The organism is Duganella sp. CF517 (assembly GCF_900110275.1).
Classification (GTDB): Bacteria; Pseudomonadota; Gammaproteobacteria; order Burkholderiales; family Burkholderiaceae_D; genus Rugamonas.
On sequence record NZ_FODC01000001.1, the window covers coordinates 1,335,366 to 1,354,588 of the forward strand.

13 protein-coding genes are annotated in these 19,223 nt (G+C 67.0%); 5 read left to right on the forward strand and 8 right to left on the reverse strand.

Translation table 11 applies throughout. The annotated features are described in order from the left end of the window. Position 1 precedes the first annotated feature (1 nt). Both BMX85_RS05850 and BMX85_RS05855 read right to left on the reverse strand, forming a co-directional pair. Positions 2-3,145, reverse strand: coding sequence for an efflux RND transporter permease subunit (locus tag BMX85_RS05850; protein ID WP_090314686.1), 3,144 nt, complete (start codon positions 3,143-3,145; stop codon positions 2-4). A gap of 15 nt (positions 3,146-3,160) precedes the next feature. Beyond that, positions 3,161-4,378 carry an efflux RND transporter periplasmic adaptor subunit gene (locus BMX85_RS05855; protein ID WP_090314687.1) on the reverse strand — a complete coding sequence of 406 codons (1,218 nt, stop codon included), beginning with the start codon at positions 4,376-4,378 and terminating at the stop codon, positions 3,161-3,163. 263 nt (positions 4,379-4,641) lie between these two features. Between BMX85_RS05855 and BMX85_RS05860 the strand changes: the two genes are divergently transcribed. The 5 genes from BMX85_RS05860 to BMX85_RS05880 all read left to right on the forward strand — a co-directional run bounded on the left by BMX85_RS05860 (position 4,642) and on the right by BMX85_RS05880 (position 11,897). Next, positions 4,642-6,810, forward strand: coding sequence for a diguanylate cyclase domain-containing protein (locus tag BMX85_RS05860; protein WP_090314688.1), 2,169 nt, complete (start codon positions 4,642-4,644; stop codon positions 6,808-6,810). 95 nt (positions 6,811-6,905) lie between these two features. Beyond that, on the forward strand, positions 6,906-8,414 hold the full coding sequence (locus BMX85_RS05865) for an ATPase domain-containing protein (protein WP_090314689.1): 1,509 nt from the start codon (positions 6,906-6,908) through the stop codon (positions 8,412-8,414). Further along, entirely contained in the window at positions 8,407-9,948 is a 1,542-nt protein-coding gene (locus tag BMX85_RS05870) for a hybrid sensor histidine kinase/response regulator (protein ID WP_229210290.1), read from the forward strand. Before BMX85_RS05865 ends, BMX85_RS05870 begins: the two co-directional genes overlap by 8 nt. Before the next feature lie 165 nt (positions 9,949-10,113). Further along, on the forward strand, positions 10,114-10,887 hold the full coding sequence (locus BMX85_RS05875; protein WP_177196654.1) for a MerR family transcriptional regulator: 774 nt from the start codon (positions 10,114-10,116) through the stop codon (positions 10,885-10,887). 44 nt (positions 10,888-10,931) lie between these two features. Then, positions 10,932-11,897, forward strand: coding sequence for an alpha/beta hydrolase family protein (locus BMX85_RS05880; RefSeq protein ID WP_229210291.1), 966 nt, complete (start codon positions 10,932-10,934; stop codon positions 11,895-11,897). Positions 11,898-11,907: 10 nt separating this feature from the next. Here BMX85_RS05880 and BMX85_RS05885 read toward each other — a convergent pair whose 3' ends face one another. From BMX85_RS05885 to BMX85_RS05910, 6 genes are all read right to left on the reverse strand, one after another. Then, positions 11,908-13,815 (reverse strand): MFS transporter, encoded by a 1,908-nt coding sequence (locus BMX85_RS05885; RefSeq protein WP_090314692.1) that lies wholly within the window; start codon positions 13,813-13,815, stop codon positions 11,908-11,910. A gap of 132 nt (positions 13,816-13,947) precedes the next feature. Next, entirely contained in the window at positions 13,948-15,519 is a 1,572-nt protein-coding gene (locus BMX85_RS05890; protein ID WP_090314693.1) for a PepSY-associated TM helix domain-containing protein, read from the reverse strand. Beyond that, a complete protein-coding gene (locus BMX85_RS05895; protein ID WP_090314694.1) occupies positions 15,516-15,785 on the reverse strand; it encodes a hypothetical protein in 270 nt (89 codons plus the stop codon). The genes BMX85_RS05890 and BMX85_RS05895 overlap by 4 nt, the downstream gene beginning before the upstream one ends. Further along, a complete protein-coding gene (locus BMX85_RS05900) occupies positions 15,775-16,074 on the reverse strand; it encodes a hypothetical protein (RefSeq protein ID WP_090314695.1) in 300 nt (99 codons plus the stop codon). The genes BMX85_RS05895 and BMX85_RS05900 overlap by 11 nt, the downstream gene beginning before the upstream one ends. Before the next feature lie 11 nt (positions 16,075-16,085). After that, entirely contained in the window at positions 16,086-18,251 is a 2,166-nt protein-coding gene (locus BMX85_RS05905; protein WP_090314696.1) for a TonB-dependent receptor, read from the reverse strand. Between the two features lie 118 nt (positions 18,252-18,369). After that, the gene (locus BMX85_RS05910) at positions 18,370-19,107 is read right to left on the reverse strand and encodes a class I SAM-dependent methyltransferase (RefSeq protein ID WP_090314697.1); all 738 of its coding nucleotides are present in this window, start codon (positions 19,105-19,107) and stop codon (positions 18,370-18,372) included. Between the last annotated feature and the right edge of the window lie 116 nt (positions 19,108-19,223).

The following is a 19,223-nucleotide window of genomic DNA, read 5'->3' on the forward strand; positions in this document are numbered from 1 at the left end:
ATTAATGCGCCTCCACGTGCGAGGTAGGTGCCGCTGGCGTGGCCTTCTTCTTGCTGAAGAAGCCGCGCACCAGCACAAAGAACAGCGGTACGAAGAAGATACCCAGGAAGGTCGACGTCAGCATCCCGCCCAACACGCCGATGCCGATGGCGTTCTGGCTGCCCGATCCGGCGCCGCTGCTGATGGCCAGCGGCAGCACGCCCAGACCGAAAGCGATCGACGTCATCAAGATCGGACGCAGACGCTGGCGCACCGCTTGCAAGGTCGCCTCGCGCAGTTCGATGCCCTGCTCCTGCAGGTCCTTGGCGAATTCCACGATCAGAATCGCATTCTTCGCCGCCAGGCCAACCACGGTCAGCAGACCGACCTGGAAGTACACGTCGTTCGACAATTTGAACAGGAACGTCGCCAGCACCGCGCCGACCACGCCCAGCGGCACGATCAGCAGCACCGAGAACGGAATCGACCAGCTTTCATACAGCGCGGCCAGGCACAGGAACACGATCAGGATCGAGATGCCGTACAGCGCCACCGTTTGCGAGCCGGAGTCGCGCTCTTCGAGCGACAGGCCGGTCCACTCGTAGCCGACACCAGGCGGCAGCTTCGCCGCCAGGGCTTCGATTTCGGCCATCGCGGCGCCCGAGCTCTGGCCCGGCGCCGGAGCGCCCAGTATCTCGCTCGACGACAGGCCGTTGTAGCGTTCCAGGCGCGGCGAGGCGTAAATCCACTCGCCGGTCGAGAAGGCGGAGAAAGGCACCATCTCGCCGTCGGCGTTACGGACGAACCACTTCTTCAGGTCTTCAGGCACCATGCGCGCTTCGGCCTGGCCCTGCAGGTACACCTTCTTCACGCGGCCACGGTCGACGAAGTCGTTGACGTACGCGCTACCCCAGGCATTACTCAATACCTGGTTGACGTTGGCCACGGTCAGGCCCAGCGCGATGGCTTTTTGCTGGTCGACGGTGATCTTGTACTGCGGCGTGTCTTCCTGGCCGTTCGGACGTACGCCGACCAGCACCTTGCTTTGCGAGGCCATGCCCAGCATCTGGTTACGCGCGGCCATCAAGGCCTCGTGACCGACGCCGCCCGTGTCCTGCAGCTGCAAATCGAAGCCGGAGGCGTTACCCAGTTCCAGCACCGCGGGCGGGGCGAAGGCGAACACCATCGCATCCTTGATTTGCGAGAACGCACCCATGGCGCGGCCGACGATGGCGCTGACGGCGTGGTCGGCGCCCTTGCGCTCCGACCAGTCCTTCATGCGGACGAAGGCGATACCGGTGTTCTGGCCGTTACCGGCGAAACTGAAGCCAGCCACCGCGAATACCGATGCCACGGATTCCTTCTCGTTGTTCATGAAGTGCTGTTCGACCTTTTCGATCACCTTGAGCGTGCGCTCCTGGGTGGCGCCGGTCGGCAGCTGGATCTGCGTGAACAGCACGCCCTGGTCTTCTTCCGGCAGGAAGGAAGTCGGCAGGCGCATGAACACGAAGGCCAGCACGCCGAGGATCAACGCGTACACCAGCACCGAGCGGCCGCCGCGATTGAGGATCTTGCCGACGAAGCCTTCGTACTTATGGCTGCTCTTTTCGAAGGTGCGGTTGAACCAGCCGAAGAAGCCGGTGTTGATCGCGGTGTGGCCTTTCGGCACGGGCTTGAGCAGGGTGGCGCACAGCGCCGGCGTGAACACCATCGCCACGATCACCGACAGCACCATCGCCGAGACGATCGTGATCGAGAACTGGCGGTAGATCACGCCGGTGGAGCCGCCGAAGAAGGCCATCGGCACGAACACCGCCGACAGCACCATGGCGATGCCGACCAGCGCGCCGCTAATCTGCGTCATCGATTTGCGCGTCGCCTCGAGCGGCGACAAGCCCTCCTCCGTCATCACCCGCTCGACGTTCTCCACCACCACGATGGCGTCATCGACCAGCAGGCCGATCGCCAGCACCACCGCGAACATGGTCAAGGTGTTGATCGAATATCCGAGCACCGACAGGATGGCGAAGGTCCCCAGCAGCACGACCGGCACGGCCATGGTCGGGATCAAGGTGGCGCGGAAGTTTTGCAGGAACAGGTACATCACCAGGAACACCAGCACGATCGCCTCGATCAGCGTCTTGACGACTTCCTCGATCGAGATCTTGACGAACGGCGTGGTGTCGAAGGCGACGACGGCCTTCATCCCGGGCGGGAACAGCTTTTGCAGTTCCGCGACCTTGGCCTTGACGGCGGTGGCGGTATCGAGCGCGTTGGCCCCGGTGGCCAGCTTGATGGCCATACCGGTGGCGGCGTTGCCGTTGTAGCGCGACAGCACTGCATAGTTCTCGCTGCCGAGTTCCATCGTGGCGACGTCGCGCAGGTGAACGGTGGCGCCGTTGGCGGAGGTCTTGAGCAGGATCGCGCCGAATTGTTCGGCGGTTTGCAGACGGCTCTGCGCCGACACGGTGGCGTTCAGCTGCTGGCCCTTGACGGCCGGCAGGCCGCCCAGCGCGCCGGCGGAGACCTCGGTGTTTTGCGCGGTGATGGCGGTGGTGACGTCGGCCGGCGTCAGTTGATAGCTTTGCAGCTTGGCCGGGTCGAGCCAGATGCGCATGGCGTACTGCGAACCGAAGGCGGTGACGTCGCCCACGCCTTCGACGCGGCTGATCGGATCGATGACGTTGGCGGCGACATAGTCGCCCAGGTCGGCCTGCTTCATGCTGCCGTCCTCGGAGATGAACCCGAGCACCATCATGAAGTTCTTGGTGGCCTTGCTGACCACCAGGCCCTGTTGGGTGACGGCGGCCGGCAGCAGCGGCGTGGCCAGTTGCAGCTTGTTCTGCACCTGCACCTGCGCGATGTCCGGATTGGTGCCGCTGCGGAAGGTCAGCGTGATGCTGATGCCGCCGGTCGAATCGCTCGACGAGTTCATGTAGCGCAGGCCGTCGATCCCCTTCATCTTTTGTTCGATGACCTGGGTGACTGCGTCCTCCACGGTTTTAGCCGAGGCGCCCGGATAGGAACCGGAGATCGAGATCGATGGCGGCGCGATGCTCGGGTACTGCGCGATCGGCAGTCCCATGATCGCGAGTACCCCGCCGAGCATGATCACAATGGCGATCACCCAGGCGAAAATGGGGCGGTCAATAAAGAAGCGTGACATTGGCTGGTTCCCCTCTTAGTGCGCGCTTTTGGCGGCGGGCGGCGCGGCGGCAGCGGCGGTAGCGGCGGCGGGATCGCCGCGAGCGGCGGCGGGAGCGGCGGCCACCTTGGCCGGCGCGCCCGGTTTGACTTTTTGCAGGCCTTCGACGATCAGCAGGTCGCCGGCGGCCAGGCCGGATTTGACCAGCCACTTGTCGCCCTGGGTGCCGCTGGTGACGAGGATGCGCTGTTCGACCTTGCCCTGCGGGTTGAGCACCAGCGCGGTGGCCTGGCCCTTCTGGTTGCGGCTCACGCCCTGCTGCGGCACGGCGATGGCCTGCTCGTTGACGCCGGCTTCGACCACCGCGCGCACGAACATGCCCGGCAACAGGTCGTTCTTAGGGTTGGGGAACAAGGCGCGCAGCACCACGTTGCCGGTGCTGGTGTCGACCGAGACGCCGGAGAACTGCAGCTTGCCTTCCTGCGCGTACTTGGTGCCGTCGGCCAGCATCAGGGTGACCTTGGCCTGCCCCGATTGTTTCAGGCTGCCGCTTTCCATGTCGCGCTTGAGGCGCAGCAGGTCTTCGCTCGACTGCGTGATGTCGACGTAGATCGGGTCGAGCTGCTGCACGGTGGTCAGCGGGTCGGTCTGGTTGGCGGTCACCAGCGCGCCCGGCGTCACCGTCGAGCGGCTGATACGGCCGCTGATCGGCGCATAGACGTGGGTGTAGCGCAGATTGATCTGCGCCTCTTCCAGCGCGGCGGCGGCCGATTCGACATCGGCCTTGGCCTGGGCATCGGCGGCGACGGCGTCCTCGTAATCCTGGCGGCTGACGCCTTCGATGGCGACCAGCTCCTTATAACGGGAGACTTTCGGGCCGCTGGTCAGCACGCTGGCCTTGGCCTTGGCCAGGGCCGCCTTGGCCGAGTTGACGCTGGCCTGGTACAGCGACGGGTCGATCTGGTAGAGGGCGGTGCCGGCCTTGACGTCGGCGCCCTCGACGAACAGGCGTTTTTGTATCAGTCCGTTGACCTGCGGGCGCACTTCGGCCACCTGGAAGGCGGCGGTGCGGCCCGGCAGTTCGGTCGTGATTTGCAGCGCTTGCGGCGCCACCTTGAAAACGCCCACTTCCGCCACCTGCGCTTGAGGTGCTGCGGGCTTGGATTTGGAGCAACCGGAGACGAGCACGGCGGCGGTGATCAGGGCTGCTGCCCCGGCCGTCCGCAGGGACGGTTTGCAGAAAAGAGCTTCCATGGCTTTGGGACTTTCTGTAGAAATTATGAGCACAAGCTATAGAATGAACGATCATTCTAATTATGTCAAGCTGGCATCTAGTTATGCAAAGCAACTTTAAGGGAGGTTTAAGAAAGCGCTAACAGGCCGCACGCGGCCCGAACGTTGTTGCATTAGAGGAATTTGTCTATAACACCGGAACCATGCCGACTGTCGGGTGCTACAATTAAAATACTTTCTTTCAGTTATCTTTCAGGCCTGAGCCGAGCCGAAAACCCGCCGTCATGACCACGCAGCCCACCCACCGCACGGCTCGCCCCCGGCTCACCACCCTGGTGACGGCGGGCGTCAGCGGCACGGTGCTGCTCACCGTGCTGTCGCTGCTGATCCTGGTCGACCGGGTCGGCTCCGATCACGCCGAGCGCGAAGCGGGCCAGCGCCTGCAACAGCTATCGTGGCAAACGCGCGACGCCCTCAACCGGGTGGTGCAGAAAGCCACCGGCGACGTCGTGCTGCTGACCGATCTGCCGCAGGTGCGCGACGCCAGCTCGCCGGCCGGGGTGCGCGCCGTGCTCGAGAGCGTGCAAAAAGCCTTCCCCGACTACGCCTGGATCGGCCTGGCCGCGCCGGACGGCCGCGTCTACGCCGCCACCCAGGGCATGCTCGAGGGCGCCGACGTCGGCGCGCGCGACTGGTTCCGGGGCGGCCGCGACAAACTGTTCGCGGGCGACTTCCACCCCGCCGTCCTGCTGGGCAAGAAATTGCCGGCCAGCGCGGACCCGTGGCGCTTCGTCGACGCCGCCGGCCCGGTGACCGGCGCCGACGGCGTGGCGCGCGGCGTGCTGTGCGTGCACATGAGCTGGGGCTGGGCGCGGCGCATGGCGCAAACCATCGTCGCGCCGGCCGACCGGGCCTACGCCGCCGACATCTTCGTGGTGCGCGCCGACGGCACCATCATCCTCGGTCCCAAGGGCATGGAGGAGCAAAAGCTCGACAGCGAGAGCCTGCGGCGGGCGCGCAGCGGCGCCACCGGCGCGGTGCGGGAAACCTGGCCCGACGGCCGCAGCTACCTGAGCGGCTACTCGCTGACGGGCAGGCCGGGCGATCCGGCCACGCTGGCCTGGGCGGTGATCGTGCGCCAACCGGCGGACGTGGCGCTGGCCTCGGCGCGGGTGCTGGAGCGCCGCATCCTGCTGCTCGGCGCCCTCCTCGGGCTGGCGATGGCGGCGGCGGCGGTCGTCGTCGGGCGCCGCTACACCCGCCCGTTCAACGCGCTCAGCCGCGACCTCGAACTGCGCTCGGCGGCGCCGGCCGGCGCCGCCGGCCTGCCGGCCATCGTCCGGGTCGACAGCTTCCACGAGGTGCAGGTGCTGTCGAGCGCGCTGGCGCGCCTGGTCGACAATGAACAATCGCACCTGGCCGCGCTGCGCGCGCTCAACGAAAAGCTCGAATCGACGGTGGCCGAGCGCACCCGCGAAATCGCCCGCAAGGCGCTGCAACTGGAGCGCGCGCTGGCCCAGGAGCACAGCACGCAGCGGCTGCTGCAGGAACGGGCGGCCGAGCTGCGCGCCATCCTCGACAACGCCCACGACGCCTTCATCGCGCTCGATCCGGGCGGCGTGGTGCTGGACTGGAACCGCCAGGCCGAAAAACTGCTGGGCTGGACCCGCGCCGAGGTGATCGGCCAGCCGCTGGCGGCGATGGTGCTGCCGCCATTGCTGCGGCGCGCCTACGAGCGCGACATGCGCCAGCTGGCCGAGTCCGCCGGCGCCGGCGGCGCGGCCGGCGACACCGCCGTCCTCAGCCGCCGCGTCGAGCTGACCTTGCACAACCGCGACTGCCAGGAGCTGCCGGTCGAGATCTCGCTGGCGTACGTGCCGCGCAGCGGCGGCCACCTGTTCATCGCCTTCCTGCACGACATCAGCGAGCGCAAAAAACTGTTCGCGTCGATGGAGGCGATGGCGCTGCGCGACACCCTCACCGGCCTGCCCAACCGCCGCGCCTTGTTACAGAGCTTGACCGAGGCGCTGCAGCGCGCCAACCGCACGCGCCAGTGCTGCGCCGTCTACTTCCTCGACCTCGACCGCTTCAAGCAGGTCAACGACCGCTACGGCCACGAGGAAGGCGACGAGCTGCTGCGCCAGTTCGCCGAGCGGGTGCGCCAGACGGTGCGCAAGACCGACACCGTCGGCCGCCTGGCCGGCGACGAATTCGTCGTCATCGTCGAGATGCTGCATTGCGACGACGACGCCCGCGAGGCGGCCGACAAGCTGCTGGCGGCGCTGCGCCGGCCCTACCCGCTCAAGACCGTCACGGTGCAGCTGGGCGCGAGCATCGGCATCGCGGTGCACCACCCGGACGACCCCCAGGATATCGAGATGCTACTGGGCCGCGCCGACCGCGCGATGTACGTCAACAAGCAGCAGGGCGCGCAGCGGATGGGACGCGGCTGATTTGTTCGCTGGCGTACGCAACTTTCCATATCGAAAACCCTTGGTTGGCCGTTTCCGGTAATATTTGAGGCAACTCAAAGGCATCGGATTCCGACATGCAAGCACAAAACAGCGTTACCAACCTATTTCTCGGCACCGGCGTGCCCGGCCTGGACGTGGTCCTGGCCGGCGGCCTGACGCGCGACCGCCTGTACCTGGTCGAGGGCGAGCCCGGCACCGGCAAGACCACGCTGGCGCTGCAATTCCTCAACGAGGGCGCGCGCCTCGGCGAAACCGTGCTGTACATCACGCTGGCCGAGACGGCGGTCGAACTGCGCAGCGTGGCCGAGTCGCACGGCTGGGACATGGGCGGCATCCAGGTCGAGGAAATCATCCCCAACGAGAACGCGCTCGATCCGGACCAGCAATACACCATCTTCCATCCGTCCGAGATTGAACTGGGCAGCACCACCCAGCGCATCGTCGCGGCGATCGAAAAATACAAGCCGCGCCGCGTGGTGCTCGACTCGCTGTCGGAGCTGCAGCTGCTGGCCGAAAGCCCGCTGCGCTACCGGCGCCAGGTGCTCGCGCTCAAGCAGTACCTGACCAGCCGCTCGTGCACCACCATCTTCCTCGACGACCGCACCGCGCTGTCGACCGACCTGCAGGTGCGCAGCGTGGCGCACGCCGTGCTGACGCTGGAACTGGCCGACCAGGCCTACGGCGCCGAACGGCGCCGCGTGCGGGTGGTCAAGTACCGCGGCATCGCCTTCCACGGCGGCGCCCACGACTACAAGATCGTCAAGGGCGGCCTGCAGGTCTACCCGCGCCTGGTGGCGGCCGGCTCGCGCGTCGAAAGCCGGCGGCGCCAGCTCTCGAGCGGCCTGGCGGAACTGGACCAGCTGATCGGCGGCGGCCTGGAGGAAGGCATGAGCACGCTGATCTCCGGCCCGCCCGGCACCGGCAAATCGTCGCTGGCGGCGCAATTCGTCCACGCCGCCTCGCAGCGCGGCGAGGCCAGCGCGATGTTCCTGTTCGAGGAGGCGCGCAACAACATGCTCAACCGCTGCGCCAACCTGGGCATGGACTTGAGCGGCGCCATCGACAAGGGCCTGCTGACGGTGCAGCAAATCGACCCGGCCGAACTGGCGCCGGGCCAATTCGCGCACGCGATCGTCGAGGCGGTCGAGCGCGGCGTGCGCATCGTCGTCATCGACAGCCTGAACGGCTACCTGAACGCGGTGCCCGACGAGCGCTTCCTGACCATCTACCTGCACGAGCTGTTGACGTACCTGGGCCAGCGCGGCGTGGTCAGCATCATCGTCGGCGTCCAGCAGGGCATGATCGGCACCGGCATGACCACCGCGGTCGACGCCAGCTACATCGCCGACAACGTCATCATGCTGCGCTATTTCGAGGCGGCCGGCGAGGTGCAACAGGCGATCTCCGTGTTCAAGAAGCGCGGCAGCGCGCACGAACGCACCATCCGCCGCTTCCAGGTCAACCAGGGCGGCATCAAGGTCGGCGCGGTGCTGAAGAATTTCCACGGCATCCTGACCGGGGTGCCGACCTACACCGGCGACGGCACCGGCCATGGCCATCCGCTCGACGGCGCCCATGGCTGACACCATGGAAACCCGCATCCTGATCCATGCGCCGTTCGGCCAGGACGGGCCGTTGACGGCCAAGGTGCTGGCGATGGCGCAGATCGACAGCCACGTCTGCCACACGCTGGCCGACCTGGCCGCGCAGCTGGAGCTGGGCGCCGGCGCGGTGCTGACGGTGGAGGAGGCGCTGGCGCCCGGCGGCTTCAAGCTGCTGCAGGAATGGGTGGCGCGCCAGCCCGACTGGTCGGACCTGCCGATCGTGCTGCTGACCCATCGCGGCGCCGATTCGCAGACGGTGCGCCACGCCGTCGCCGGCCTGGGCAACCTGACCCTGGTCGAGCGGCCGGTGCGCACCCTGACGTTGATCACCGCGCTGCATTCGACGTTGCGGGCGCGCAGCAAACAATACCAGGTGCGCGAGGCGGCGCGCCGCAAGGACGAGTTCCTCGCCAGCCTGGGCCATGAACTGCGCAATCCGCTGGCGCCGATCCGCACCTCGGTCTCGCTGTTGACGCACCTGTATCCGGACGCGGCGCCGGTGGCGCGCATCCGCGACATGGTCGAACGCCAGGTGCGCCTGCTGACGCGGCTGGTGGACGACCTGCTCGACGTCGCCCGCATCACCAGCGGCAAAATCAAACTGCAGCGCCAGCTCGTCACGCTGGCGTCGGTGATGAACCATGTCAGCGAACTGTGCGCGCAGGCGGCCAGCGCCAAGCGCATCCACGTGGCCTGGCAGCTGCCGGCCAGCGAGACCATGCTCAACGCCGACTATGCGCGCGTGGTGCAAATCTTCGCCAACATCCTGTCGAACGCGATCAAGTTCACGCCGCAGGGCGGCAACGTGGTGGTGCGCGCCGTGGTCGCGGGCAACGACCTGACCGTGTCGATGCGCGACAGCGGCATCGGCCTGGAAGTGGAAACGATCACGCGCATCTTCCGCATGTTTGAACAGAGCAATACGGTGGTGGGCCAGTTCTCCAGCGGCCTGGGGATAGGATTGAGCCTGTCGCGCGAGTTCGCCGAAATGCACGGCGGCACCGTCGACGCCCACAGCGAGGGGGTCGGCAAGGGCAGTGAATTCGTCATCCATCTGCCGGTCGTCAACGACAGCGGCGCGCGCGAGCCGGTGCCGCTGGCCTCCCCGGCGGCGGCCGACGGCCGCAAGATGAAGGTGCTGGTGGTCGACGACAACACCGACGCCGCCGATTCGCTGGCGGCGCTGCTGGAGATCGACGGCTTCGACGTGCGCACCGTCTACGACGGCGCGGCGGCGGTGGCGATGACCGCCGAGAGCCAGCCGGACATGATCATCATGGATCTGGGCATGCCCGGCATGGACGGCTACGAGACGGCGCGGGCGATCCGCCAGCGTCCCGGCGCCGAGCGCATCCTGATGCTGGCCCTGACCGGCTGGGGCCAGAGCGACGCCCGCCGCCGCACGGTGGAAGCGGGCTTCGACCACCACCTGGTCAAGCCGGTGGAACTGGAGCAGATCATCCGCCTGGCCGGCGCGCGCCAGAACCGCGAACAGGTGCAAGCGGCGCGCTGAGCGCCGATCGGCTTGCCCCGGCGTCCGGATGCGGCGCGGCTGCCGCGCTCGAGGCTCCGGCGCCATTCACCGCTGGTCTGCCTGTTTTTTCTGCTGGCAGTCATTTTTATTGACCCTCACGCGGCGTCATCCCCCACAATCGCGGTGTTATCGATGGGGATGAATATGAGGAAGACTGTCAAGCAGGTCGCCGAGGCGTCCGGTATCAGCGTGCGGGCCCTGCACCATTACGACGAGATCGGACTGCTGAAGCCGGAAATCGGGCCGAACGGCTATCGCTACTACGGCCGGCAGGAGCTGCTGCGCCTGCAACGCATCCTGTTCTACCGCGAGTTGGGCGTGGCGCTGGCCGAGATCCGCCGCATGCTCGACGATCCCGCCTTCAACACCCGCGCCGCGCTGGTCGATCTGCGCCGGCGCGTGGAGGCGGAGATCGAACGCCGGCGCGATCTGGCCAGGACCATCGACCGCACCCTGGCGCTGATCGACGCCGGTGAACCCCTGGACGCGCGCCGCCTGTTCGACGGCGTCTCGCCGGAAAAGCAGGCCGCGTGGGAGGCCGAGCTGACGCAGCGCTACGGCGCCCCCGCCGCCGCCGCCATCCGGCAGTCGCGCGGCGCGCAGGCGGCGCTCTCGCCGGCCGCCATGATCGACTTCCGGGCCGAAATCGACGCCATCCACGCGCGCTTCGTGGCACTGATCGAACGCGGGTTCGCGCCCGGCTCGGACCAGGCGCAAGCGGAGACCGCGCGGCACTACCGCTGGGTAAGCCGGTCGTGGCGGCCGGACGCCGATGCCTATGCGGCGCTGGGCGCGCTCTACATCGAGCATAATGAATTCCGCGCCATGTACGACGCGCTGCATCCCGGGCTGGCGCCTTTCCTGGCCGAGGCGATGGCGATTTATGCGCGAGGACTCGCCGACGCGGGGCGGGCGTGAAACGCCGCGGCTTCCTGGCACTTCCACTGATAGGAGCAATGACCATGTCGACCCGTCGCGCGGGTGCCGCGCCGCAAGAGCAGGATGTTTCCGTCACCGTCGCCGGGGTGGCGATCCCATGCCGCTTCACGCCGTCCGAGGGCGACGCCGTGGGCGCGGTGTTGATCGTGCCCGGCTCGCTGTTCAGCGACGTCGACGGAAACTATCCGACGATGAATATGCGCCCGCATGCGTATGCGGATCTGGCGCGCCATTTGAGCGCGCGCGGCTTCGCCGTGCTGCGGATGGCCAAGATCGGGCCCGGCACCGGATCGCAGACGATCAATCCCATGCTGGCCGCCTCCCACGTCGATTTCCTCACGCGCGTGGCGGTCGCCGCCGCCGGCCTGGCGCTGTTGCGCGCGACCGTGGAGGCGCGGCCCGTCATCGTCGCCGGCCATAGCGAGGGCGCGGTGGTGGCCTCGCTGCTGGCCGGCGGCGCGGACCGGCGGGCGATCGATGGCGTGGTGAGTTTGTCCGGCCCGGCGTTGCCGATCTTCGCCGTCATGCGGGAGCAGATCGCGGCGATGACGCCGCCCGGCATGGCGCCGGACCTGGCCTTGTTCGACCGCACGGTGGCGGCGATCCGCGACGGCACCGCGCTGCCTCCGGAGGCGGCGGGCGATCCGCGCACGGCGATGCTGGCGACCATGCCGGCGATGGGACACGCCTACCTGCGCAGCGCCGACCGCGTCGATCCGGTGGCGGCGCTGGCGCAGGTGCGCCAGCCGGTGTTGATCGTGCAGGGAGGGCGCGACGCGTCGGTGCCGCAGGAGCACGCACAGGCGCTGCGCGCGGGACGGGCAACGCTGCCGACCGACGTGGCGCTGTTCCCGTCACTGAACCACTTCTACAAAAGGACGCCGCCCGGCCTGCCGCCGATGCAATCGATGATGCTGGCAACCGAGAGCGACACGGCGGTGGCCGACGCCATCGCCGGCTGGTCGCGCCGATCGCTTGCGCCGGCTTGACCCGCCTGCCCTACTTCCAATCCCCGCGCAAATCGAGCACCTGCTTCTGCAAGCCCTCCGGCGTGACATCATGCGGCGGCACCGGCAGCCCCACCGCCAGCGCCAGCCGCGAGCGCAGCCCGTTGCGGAACGCCCGCTGGAACACATTCTCGCCATTGCGGCTCAGCAGATGCCCCCACAACCCGCGCAGCGCCATCGGAATCACCGGCACCTTCGAGCGCTCGATGATCTTCGCGATACCACCCTTGAACTGGTTGATCTCGCCGTCGTGCGTCAAGCGCCCCTCCGGGAAGATACACACCAGATCCCCCTCGTGCAGCGCCTGCGCGATGTCGATGTAGGCCTTCTCCATCAGCCACGGGTCTTCCTTGGCCGGCGCGATCGGAATCGCGCGCGCGGTGCGGAAGATCCACCCCAATAACGGCAGCTTGAAAATGCGGTGATCCATGACGAAGCGGATCGGCCGCGGGCTGGCCGCGCCGATGACGATGGCGTCGACATAGCTGACGTGGTTGCACACCAATACCGCCGCCCCCTCGGCCGGAATGCGCTCGGCGTCGATGGTGCGTACGCGGTGCACGGTGTGGATCAGCATCCAGGCCAGGAAGCGCATCAGGAATTCCGGCACCAGCGAGAAGATGTAGATCGCCACCAGCGCGTTGAGCAGCGCCGTCACCAGGAACAGCTGCGGGATCGTGAAGCCCTGCCCCAGCAGCACGATGGCCAGGCCGGCCGCCGCCACCATGAACAGCGCGTTGAGGATGTTCATGCCGGCGATGGTGCGTGATATGTGTTGCGGGTCGCAGCGGGTCTGGATCAGCGCGAACAGCGGCACGATGAACAGGCCGCCGAACAGGCCTATCATCAGGATGTCGAACAGGATGCGCCACATGCCATGCTGCGCCAGCAGCGCGATCGCGTCCAGGTGCGGGCCGGCCGCCAGCGCGGCCGCGCCGCCGCCGTAGGCCAGGCTGGCGAAGTACAGGTCCACGCCGAAGATCGTCAGGCCGATGGCGCCGAACGGCACCAGGCCGATTTCCACCTTGCGCCCGGACAGGCGCTCGCACAGCAGCGAGCCGCTGCCCACGCCGAGCGAGAACACCGTCAGCAGCAGCACGAAGGCGCTATGGTCGCCGTGCAGGTAATCCTTGGCGAACACCGGGAACTGCGACAGCACCAGCGCGCCGTAGAACCAGAACCACGAGTTGCCCAGCATGGACAGGAACACGGTGCGGTTCTTGCGCGAGAAATTGATATTGCGGATCGATTCACCGACGAAGTTCCAGTTGATTCTCAAGTCCGGCGCCGGCGCCGGCGAGCTGGGAATGCGGTAGGCGGCAATCAGGCCGAGCACCGCGAAGAAGATCGTGCCGCCCGCCTCCAGCAGGATGCCGTGCGGCTGCTGCACCACCAGGATGGCGCCGAGGATCTCGCCCAGCAGGATGCCGACGAAGGTGCCCATCTCGGTCACGCCGTTGCCGCCGATGAGTTCCTCCGGCTTGAGCTGCTGCGGCAGATACGCATATTTGACGGGGCCGAACAAGGTCGAATGGACGCCCATGCCGACCACGCCCAGCACCAGCAGCCACAGGGTGTGCGTCATCCAGCCCACGCCCGCCACCAGCATGATGCCCAGCTCGAGCCACTTGATGAAGCGCGTCAGCCCGGCCTTGTCGAACTTGTCGGCGAGCTGGCCGGCGGTGGCGGAAAACACCACGAACGGCAGGATGAACAGCCCCGGGATCAGATTGGTGACCAGCGACGGCGACAGCGTGGTCCAACTGAGCGCATCGAAGGTGATGATGACGATCAGCGCCGTCTTGAACAGATTGTCGTTGAACGCGCCGAGGAACTGGGTCCAAAAGAACGGCGCGAAGCGGCGTTGCGTCAACAGGGAAAACTGATTGGGCTGGCTCATATCGTGCGGTCCTTGCTATCTGGAAATTCCGGAAAGATTGAGCGGATTATAACCGCATGCCGTCCCGCCCCGGCATGCCGATATGGAAGTTAGTGGTGAGGCAGATCAAACAGCCGGCGCGCCCGGCGCCGGCTACGCCGCCTGCCGCGCCAGGTCTGGTTCGGCCGCCGGCGCGCGCAGCGACCAGACGCTGTGCGGATCGCCATGCAGCCCGCGCCGGAGCACCGCGCGCGCCATTTTCCAGTACAACGCTGCCGCCAGCAGCGCCACCACCGCCACGCCGACGGTGACGCCGTCGCCGCGCATCAGCGCCAGCAGCGGATTGAGGCCGGTGGCGATCCAGTGCGACAGCGGAATGGCCACGGTCAGCGCCGCGCACGCGGCCAGCAGCTCGCAGGCGGCGCGCGCCGGCGGCCGGGCGAAGGCCCACGCCACGGCCAGCCAGAACACCGCGTAATAGCCGCGCGACTCCCACAACGGCAGCTGCCCCGGCGCCGCCGGCGCCAGCTTGTTGATCACGAACATGGCCGAGACGCCCGCCACGCAGCCGAGACACACGCCCAGGGTGGCTTGCGCCATCAGGCGTCCGCTGCGCGGCTGCACCAGGTTAAGCCGCTTGCGGCGCGACTCGATCCACAGCAGGTTCCCGCTGTAGAACAGGAACGCGCCGGCGAGACCGAGGATGAAATACACCCACTGCACCGCCGCGTGGCCGAAGTTACCGAAATGGAGCGCCTGCAAACTACGCAGGAAACGCGTGCCCGGACTGAAATTCTCCGGCACCACCACCCGCCGCACCTCGCCGGTGCTGGCGTTGAGCACCACCGCGGCGATATGCGCCACGGTCTTTTGGTGTATGTCCCCTATTGCCTGCATCTGGGCGTTGGCGTCGCCGGCCTCGCGGTAGAGCAGGCGCTTGACCTCCATGCCGGGCGCCGCGCGTTCGACGGCGGCCATCAATTGCGGAACCGGCAGCAGCGGCGCGGCCTGGCCGGCCGGCTGCGGCGGCGCGGCGGCGTTGATATCGGCTCCCACCAGATTGAGCAGCTTGCCGTCGAAAACGAGGTACTGGAAAGGCGCCAGCAGGATCAGGCCCAGCGTCAGGATCGCGCTGCTCCACGCATACATGATGTGGAACGGCAGCGACAGGATGCCGATGGCGTTGTGCGCGTCCTGCCACATGCGCTTGAGGTTCCTGCCTATCCGGAGCGCGAACAAGTCCCTGGCGAAGCTGGGCGCGTAAATAATCACGCCGCTCACCAGCGCCAGCCCGTATAGCACGCACACCACGCCGAGCGCGTACAAGCCGAACTGCTGCGGCAGCCCCGCCGTGTAGTGCAGCCGGTAGATGAAGTCCATCAGGTGCGAGCGCTCGTCGAATTCCTCGAGCTTGCCGGCGGCGTCGAAGCGGAAGTGGCGCTCGCCGGCGGTCAGCACCAGCTCCGGTTCATAGTCCGACGGCAGGCTAACATAAAACATCTTGCCCGCCTCCGGATGCGCGGCCAGCACCGCGTCGATCAGCGCCTGCGGCCGCGGCGCGGCGGCCGCAGGCGCTGATGGCGCGACAGGCGTCTGCCATGCGTGCAGCTCCGAATGGAACAAGGTGATGGCGCCGGCGTAGAAGGCGATGAACAGGCCGAAGCCCGCCACCAGCCCCACCCAGGTGTGGACCGAAATGAAGGTGCGCAGGGTCGAGGATTTCATCCGGCGATCCTCAACAGGCCGCTGGCCTTGGACAAGTGCAGCACGGCGTAACCGAGCACGGTGGCGCCGCCCATCCACAACCAGGCGCGCAGGCCGGTGCGGAACAGGAAGGCGATCGTCATCGCGCCGATCCAGAACAGGAAGAACATCAGCAGCCATGGCAGCGTGGTGCGCGCCTGGTCGCGGCTCAGCAGCGCGCAGACGCCCACCACGACCACCGCCAGCGGCAAGCCGAGAAACACGGCGGCCGTCGATTTACCCCACATGGCGCGCTCCCGGTTTGGCCGCGGGTGGCGTCCCGCGGCGACGCAGCCAGGCGTCGGCATAAGGCAGCACCACCAGCGTCGTCATGAACCCTGACAGCGCGATGCAAACGCCGCACCAGGGGCCGTAGTCCCGCGCCGCCGCCGCGATGGCGCCGGTGGCCAGCGGCACCGACAGCCAGCGCAAAAAGTACCGGCGCGCCAGCGCGGCCGGCCATAACCCTTGGTGCGGCGAGGCCAAATACAAACACAAGGCGGCCAATGCCGCCACCACGATGCTGATCCAGTTCATCGCCTGCTTCCTTAGATGCTGCCCTGCACGCCGAAGGCGAACTGGCGCGGGTTGCCGAGAATGACGTTGTAGCGGCCCGTCACGGTCGCGATGCGGTTGTTGACGACGTAGGTGCGGTCGGTCAGGTTGGTGCCGGTGGCGAACAGCGTAACGCCATTGGCCAGCGTGTAGGACAGCTTGGCGCCGAGCGTGGTGTGGCCGTCGTTGCGGTCGACGTTTTCGGGGCCGGTGTAGCTGCCGGCGGCGTGCACCAGGTTCGCGTTCACCATCCAGCCTCCGGGCGTCCAGCTGAAACCGACCGATTGCGTCCGCCGGGGCGAATCCGGGAAGCGGTTGCCCGTGTACGTCCCCTGCGGCGAGACGAAATCGATATAGCGTGTGTTTGCCACGCCCACCGCCCCGAACAGCTCGAGGTTCTTCATCACCCTGCCGCGCGCCTCGGCCTCCAGGCCCTGCAGGCGCGACTTGCCGGCGTTGACGAAATAAGTGTCGAGCGAATTGCGGCCGACATCGACCTGCTGGTCCGACCAGTCGACGCGGTAGGCGTTGAGGGCGACCACCAGGCCGTTGTCGAGCGCTCCCTTGAGCGAGGCTTCGTAGTTGTTGGTGAACTCCGGATCGAAGGCCTTGGCGCCGCGCTGGTAGCTGTAATTGACGCCGCCGGTGCGGTAGCCGCGCTGCGCCGTCAATCCCGCCACCCACGCCGGCGCCAGCGCGTAGCGCACACCGAGCTTGGGCAGCCACACCGACGTGTCCGTGCCCAGGTGTTGGGTGCCGTCGGCGGCGAAGACGCCACCGGCGATCAGCCGCGCCAGGACGGTGCGCGCCAGCGCCGAGGTGCCGGTGGTGACGCTGGTCGGCACGCGGCTTTGGCTTTCGGCGTCGTAGCGCAGGCCGGCCGTCACGGTCAGCTTGCCGACCACATAGTCGAACTCCGTGAACACGGCGCGCGTGCGGATGCCGTCGGCCTGTACGTTGCCGCGATTGATGAACTCCGCGCCGTATTGCGCATCGCACGCCGCCTGCACCCTGCACTGCCCCGTCAATCCCAGCACGTAAGACAGCGGCACCACGAACATGTCGTCGTAATCGTAATGCTGGTTGGCGTAGTACAGGCCGGCCACGCCCTTGAGCGGGCGGCCGAACAAGGTGGTGTCGAGATTGGCGCGCGCTTCCTGCGTCCACTGGCGCGTGATGTTCTCGCCGGTGCGGTAGCCCTGGTCCAGCTCCGTCGAATCGTAGTCGAACAGGCGCGAATAGCGGTTGTGGGAATACGTCGTCAGCAGCGTGACATCGGCCCCGCCCGCGCGGAAGGTCTGTTCCAGCGCCGCCGAGCGGGCCCGGTTGTCCGAATCGCGCTGCACGTTCGACAGGTTCACGCGCGCCGACGCCGGATAACTGACCGCTTCCACATGCGGGCTGCCGAACTTGCGCTGCTCGTCCACCAGCGTGACCAAGGCTTGATAACGATCGCCCCATGGCGTCACGCGCAGCTTGGCGCGCAGCGTGTAGCCGTCGTCGTGGTTGAAGCGGCGGTCGTCGCGGGTCGGGTCGTAGGTGCCGCCATCGCTGCGGCGCTGCTCGAAGGCGATGCGGCCAGCGAGCACCTGATCGACGAGGGCGCCGCCGCCGGCCACCGCCACCCGGTGCGAGTTCTGGTTGCCGGCGCTGGCGCGGTAGCTGAAATCGGCGGCGTCGGACGGATCGCGCGTCTTGACCACCACCGCGCCGGCCAGCGAGTTGCGTCCCTGGTTCGTCGATTGCGGCCCGCGCAGCACCTCGAGGCGGTCGGCGTCCCACACGCTCATGCCGCCGACATCCTGGCCGAAGCCGTCCTGCGCGACGCCGTCGACCACCACGGTGATGGTGCGCCCGCCGCCGCCGGTCGGCCCGCTCAGGCCCACGCCGCGTATCGACAGTCCCTCGGCGGTGCCGACGTTGGCCATCTGCGTGGCCACGTCCTCGATGGTGGCGGCGCCCGATTCGGCGATCTGGCGCCGGTTGCGCGCGCCGACGCTGGCGCTGCTGTCGATTTCCGTGCGCCTGAGCTTATCGCCGGAGATCACCACCTGTTCGACCGGCGCCGCGCCGGATCCCGCCGCCGGAAGTTCCTCCGCTTGCACCTGCCAGCCCGCCACCACGCCGCTCAACGCCACCACCATTACTTTGATACGCATGCCACATCCTATCGTCGAAATGAGAATTATTCTCACAAACACCCGATATTAAATGAGAATCGTTTACATTCAAAGGTAATTGTGTTGATTTGGCATCGAAATTGCCTCGTGGCGTCGTTTACCGGACGGGCGGCGAAGGTTTAACGCCCACCAGATTGATCAGCGTCTCCTCGCGCACCGCCTTCGGCTTGATGCGCAGCGCCGTCTCGAGGATCCCCAGGTCCTCGCGGCTCCACCACAGGAACGGGTACGACACCGAACTATCCGGCACCACGAAACCGGCCGCGCGCACCATCGCCAGGTACTCGGGCGCGGTCTTCTGCACATCCATCGGATGGCGGAACAGCAGGCGGATGATCCACGAGTGGATATAGCGCTTGGTCGATTCGGCGAACAGCAGCACGCCGCCCGGCTTGAGCACGCGGAAGAACTCCTGGATCGCGCGCTCCTGGTCGATCAGGTGGTGAAAGGTCTGGTGGCAGAACAGCAGGTCGACCGAATTGTCTTCCAGTTTGATGTTGGAGCTGGAACAGCAAATGAAGTCTGCCGCGATATTCAGCGCCGCCATCTCCTTGGCCGACTCCTGCAGCATCTCGGGATCGATGTCCATGCCGATCAAGCGCTTGGGCGCGAAGCGCTGGTGCAGCTTGCCCAGCGAGCGGCCAAAGCCGCAGCCGACGTCGGCCACCACGTCGTAGCCGCGCCGATCGGCCGGCATCATGCGCTCCAGGTCCACCAGCGCGCGCTCCAGCACATGGACGGTCCAAGTCTCGGTGCGCAGGAACCATTTGCCGAACGCCGTCTCCGGCACATGGGGATCGCTGGAAGGCTTCATTACATCGAAATTGGCGCTCATAAGATCTTCATCTACATTGGTTTAATAAAATTTCGGGTGCGCGGCGACAATGAAAATTCACGTACAATAGTCATCCCTCGTCGTCCGTTAAACCCGTGTTAGCCCTTCGTCCCCGC

What these genes read in the sequence shown, in the direction of transcription:
- BMX85_RS05850 (WP_090314686.1), bottom strand. Translation starts at nt 3,145, where the DNA reads ATGTCACGCTTCTTTATTGACCGCCCCATTTTCGCCTGGGTGATCGCC.
- BMX85_RS05905 (WP_090314696.1), bottom strand. Translation starts at nt 18,251, where the DNA reads ATGCGTATCAAAGTAATGGTGGTGGCGTTGAGCGGCGTGGTGGCGGGC.
- BMX85_RS05860 (WP_090314688.1), top strand. Translation starts at nt 4,642, where the DNA reads ATGACCACGCAGCCCACCCACCGCACGGCTCGCCCCCGGCTCACCACC.
- BMX85_RS05890 (WP_090314693.1), bottom strand. Translation starts at nt 15,519, where the DNA reads ATGAAATCCTCGACCCTGCGCACCTTCATTTCGGTCCACACCTGGGTG.
- BMX85_RS05900 (WP_090314695.1), bottom strand. Translation starts at nt 16,074, where the DNA reads ATGAACTGGATCAGCATCGTGGTGGCGGCATTGGCCGCCTTGTGTTTG.
- BMX85_RS05885 (WP_090314692.1), bottom strand. Translation starts at nt 13,815, where the DNA reads ATGAGCCAGCCCAATCAGTTTTCCCTGTTGACGCAACGCCGCTTCGCG.
- BMX85_RS05855 (WP_090314687.1), bottom strand. Translation starts at nt 4,378, where the DNA reads ATGGAAGCTCTTTTCTGCAAACCGTCCCTGCGGACGGCCGGGGCAGCA.
- BMX85_RS05875 (WP_177196654.1), top strand. Translation starts at nt 10,114, where the DNA reads ATGAGGAAGACTGTCAAGCAGGTCGCCGAGGCGTCCGGTATCAGCGTG.
- BMX85_RS05870 (WP_229210290.1), top strand. Translation starts at nt 8,407, where the DNA reads ATGGCTGACACCATGGAAACCCGCATCCTGATCCATGCGCCGTTCGGC.
- BMX85_RS05865 (WP_090314689.1), top strand. Translation starts at nt 6,906, where the DNA reads ATGCAAGCACAAAACAGCGTTACCAACCTATTTCTCGGCACCGGCGTG.
- BMX85_RS05880 (WP_229210291.1), top strand. Translation starts at nt 10,932, where the DNA reads ATGTCGACCCGTCGCGCGGGTGCCGCGCCGCAAGAGCAGGATGTTTCC.
- BMX85_RS05910 (WP_090314697.1), bottom strand. Translation starts at nt 19,107, where the DNA reads ATGAGCGCCAATTTCGATGTAATGAAGCCTTCCAGCGATCCCCATGTG.
- BMX85_RS05895 (WP_090314694.1), bottom strand. Translation starts at nt 15,785, where the DNA reads ATGTGGGGTAAATCGACGGCCGCCGTGTTTCTCGGCTTGCCGCTGGCG.